The 2,578-nt window shown below is 73.5% G+C and carries 2 protein-coding genes and 1 tRNA gene; all 3 read right to left on the bottom strand.

All coding sequences use genetic code 11. The annotated features are described in order from the left end of the window. On the bottom strand, positions 1–1,404 hold a 1,404-nt coding region (locus LLG88_04640), incomplete at its 3' end, for a hypothetical protein (GenBank protein ID MCE5246194.1). 486 nt (positions 1,405–1,890) lie between these two features. Further along, a tRNA-Pro gene (locus tag LLG88_04635) sits at positions 1,891–1,967 on the bottom strand. Positions 1,968–2,085: 118 nt separating this feature from the next. Beyond that, on the bottom strand, positions 2,086–2,578 hold a 493-nt coding region (locus LLG88_04630), incomplete at its 5' end, for a protein-L-isoaspartate O-methyltransferase (GenBank protein ID MCE5246193.1).

Here is a 2,578-nt window from a genome sequence, read left to right as displayed (position 1 = left end):
GCGCCCCGTCCAGACCGCGGTGTGCATGTCCCGCGCCGCGGGGACGTTCGCGCCCGCCCCGATCGTCAGCGAACTCGGCGACCAAGCGTCCGTCGTCGGGTTGTAGCGGCCGCCGGTCGCCAGATCCTGATCGTCGTCGTCGCGGCCGCCCCAGACGATCATCTCGCGCCCCGTCCAGACGGCCGAGTGGAACTGCCGCGCGCTCGGCACGTAGGCGCCGGTTCCGGCGGCGAGCGAACCCGCGATCCACGCGTCGGTCGCCGGATCGTATGCGCCGCCCGTCTTGACGGAGTCGCCGACGCTGTTCCCGCCGCCCCACACGATCAGCTCGCCGCCGGTCCAGACCGCGCTCTGCTTGGCGCGCGCGTTCGGAGCGCCCGCCGCCGCGGTCGGCGTCCACATGTCGGCGGCGCAGCCGCCCGATTCGGGCGACGAGACCGCGTAGCCGCCCGCGGGCTCGCGCACGTCCGCGGCCGCGGCGACCGTTTGCGTCGCCGCCCATTCCTCGTAGCCGCGCTTCGGCCAGCTCGTCGCGCCGATCGTCGCGCGCCGGGCGCCCGCGTCCAGCACGGTCCGCACGACGAAGCGGTCTCCCTCGTCCTCGACGCGCGACGGCCGCCGCCGCGGCAGCGCGGCGACCTCGGCGGAGAGGTCGGCGTCCTGCGCGTCGGCGCCGCGAAGCTCGACGGCCCGCGTTCCGAGACCGAACGCGCCGCGCAGCCGATCGACCGCCGCCGCGAACTCCGAACGATCGAGAACCACCGTCCGCGGCAGCGCCGATCCGATAAGGCGGCGCGCCGCCGCGCCGTCCGACGCGTCGTCGTCGAGCGTCAGCGTGGTCTCCACGTAACGGCCCGAGAGCCTCGACAGCGCCGCGCCGTCGCCGCGCAGCGCCGCCACCTCCGCCTCGATCCCCGCCAACAGCGGGCCGTGGATCCGCCGATCGGCCGAGAACGACTGCTCCGCGAGCCGCCGCTCCAGCGCGGGGCGCGCGAGGCACTCCGCGATCAGGTACGGGTCGTCGCCCAGCGCGGCGAACAGCTCCCGCAGCGTCTCCGGCGCCTTCGTGCCGCGGACCATTCGGTCGATCTCGCCCTGCAGCAGCTCCGCCGTCGCCGGCCGCCGCCAGTAGTCGGCGAGGAGGCCCGACGTCCGGAGCTCCGCCTCGACCTTCGCGCGCAACGCCGCGTCCGGAAGCACTTCCGCGAGCGACGGCTTCGGGCCGGGGTTCTCCTTCGGCCACGCGCGGTGGTTCCAGCGGACCTGCTCGACCGCCCGCCGGCAATCGACGCGCTGTTCGAACGTCAGCGGCGCGCGCTCGCCCGCCGAGGCGGCGCCCGCGCAGACCGAGGCCAACAGCAGCGCGGCGGCCCGCGCGGCGAAGAGACGAGCTCGGACGGTCATGGGGATCCCCCTTGCAGCCACATGCACAGTCCGCGGCGCCGGCGTCCCTCGATGCGAACAGCGCCGTGTCCACGACGACCTGACGACGACCCGCGGTTGCCCCAGTCGCGACTTCTCGAGACCGGCGCCAGTCTACCGCCGCTCGAACGCTCCACGACGACGGCGCCGCGCAACAAATTGCGCCGCGCGGACGATCGACCGCGGTCAGGAGCGCCGCGTCCGCCGAGCTCCAACCGGGCGCGTTCTCGAGCTTCGGGAATTGAATCGACTGATCAACGACTCGTCGCCGGGCGGATTGCAGGAAGGAATCCCGAACGCGATCAGGCAGGCCCGCAGAACGCGCACGAGCAAGCCGACGTCCATCGCGAGGCTGACTGCGGCAGCGACGTGGCCTCCGCGGGCGGCGCGCGGCGCCGCGCACAGGACGCGATGGTGCCATGCGTCGAGAGACCGAACGGCGCGAGATTCGAGGTTGTGAAGTTGAATTGGTCGGGGTGCCGAGATTTGAACTCGGGACCCCCTGCTCCCGAAGCAGGTGCGCTACCAGGCTGCGCTACACCCCGACCTGATGGACCGCCGCGCGGCTCGTTCCCCGCGAGGCCGGAAGAACATATCCGAAGGGGTCCGCGCTGTCAAATCTCGAACGACGCGGAATCGCGCGCGGCGCGGCGCAAAGGGCCGTCAGCGCTTCGCCGCGCCGTCGGCGGCGAAGCCGTAGCGCCCGATCAGCGGGACGAAGTCCACGGCGCCGTGGTCGGTCTCGCGGAGACGCGCGCCGTCGCGCTCGATCGAGACCAGCCGCTGCTCGGCGCCGCGCGCGAGCGGCATCACCAAGCGGGCGACCTCCTCGAGCTGCCGCAGCAGCGGCACCGGCACCTCGGGCCCCGCGGCGGTGACGACGATCGCGCGGTACGGGGCGTTGGCCGCCCAGCCGTACGTGCCGTCGAAGTGCTTGATCGAGACGTTCAGCAGGCCGAGGTCGGCGATCCGCTCCGCCGCCTGACGCGCGAGCTGCGCGTGCCGCTCGACCGAATAGACGATGTAGCCCATCGCCCCGAGCACCGCGGCCTGATAGCCGCTCCCGGCGCCGATCTCCAGCACCCGGCTCTTGTCGGGCGCGTTCACGAGCGCCGTCATGCGGGCCACGGTCGAGGGGGCGCTGATCGTCTGCCCG

It is taken from the genome of bacterium (genome assembly GCA_021372775.1).
Taxonomy (GTDB): Bacteria; Acidobacteriota; Polarisedimenticolia; order J045; family J045; genus JAJFTU01.
The sequence above is the reverse complement of the archived record's forward strand: the minus strand, read 5'-3'. Positions and strand labels throughout refer to the sequence as shown.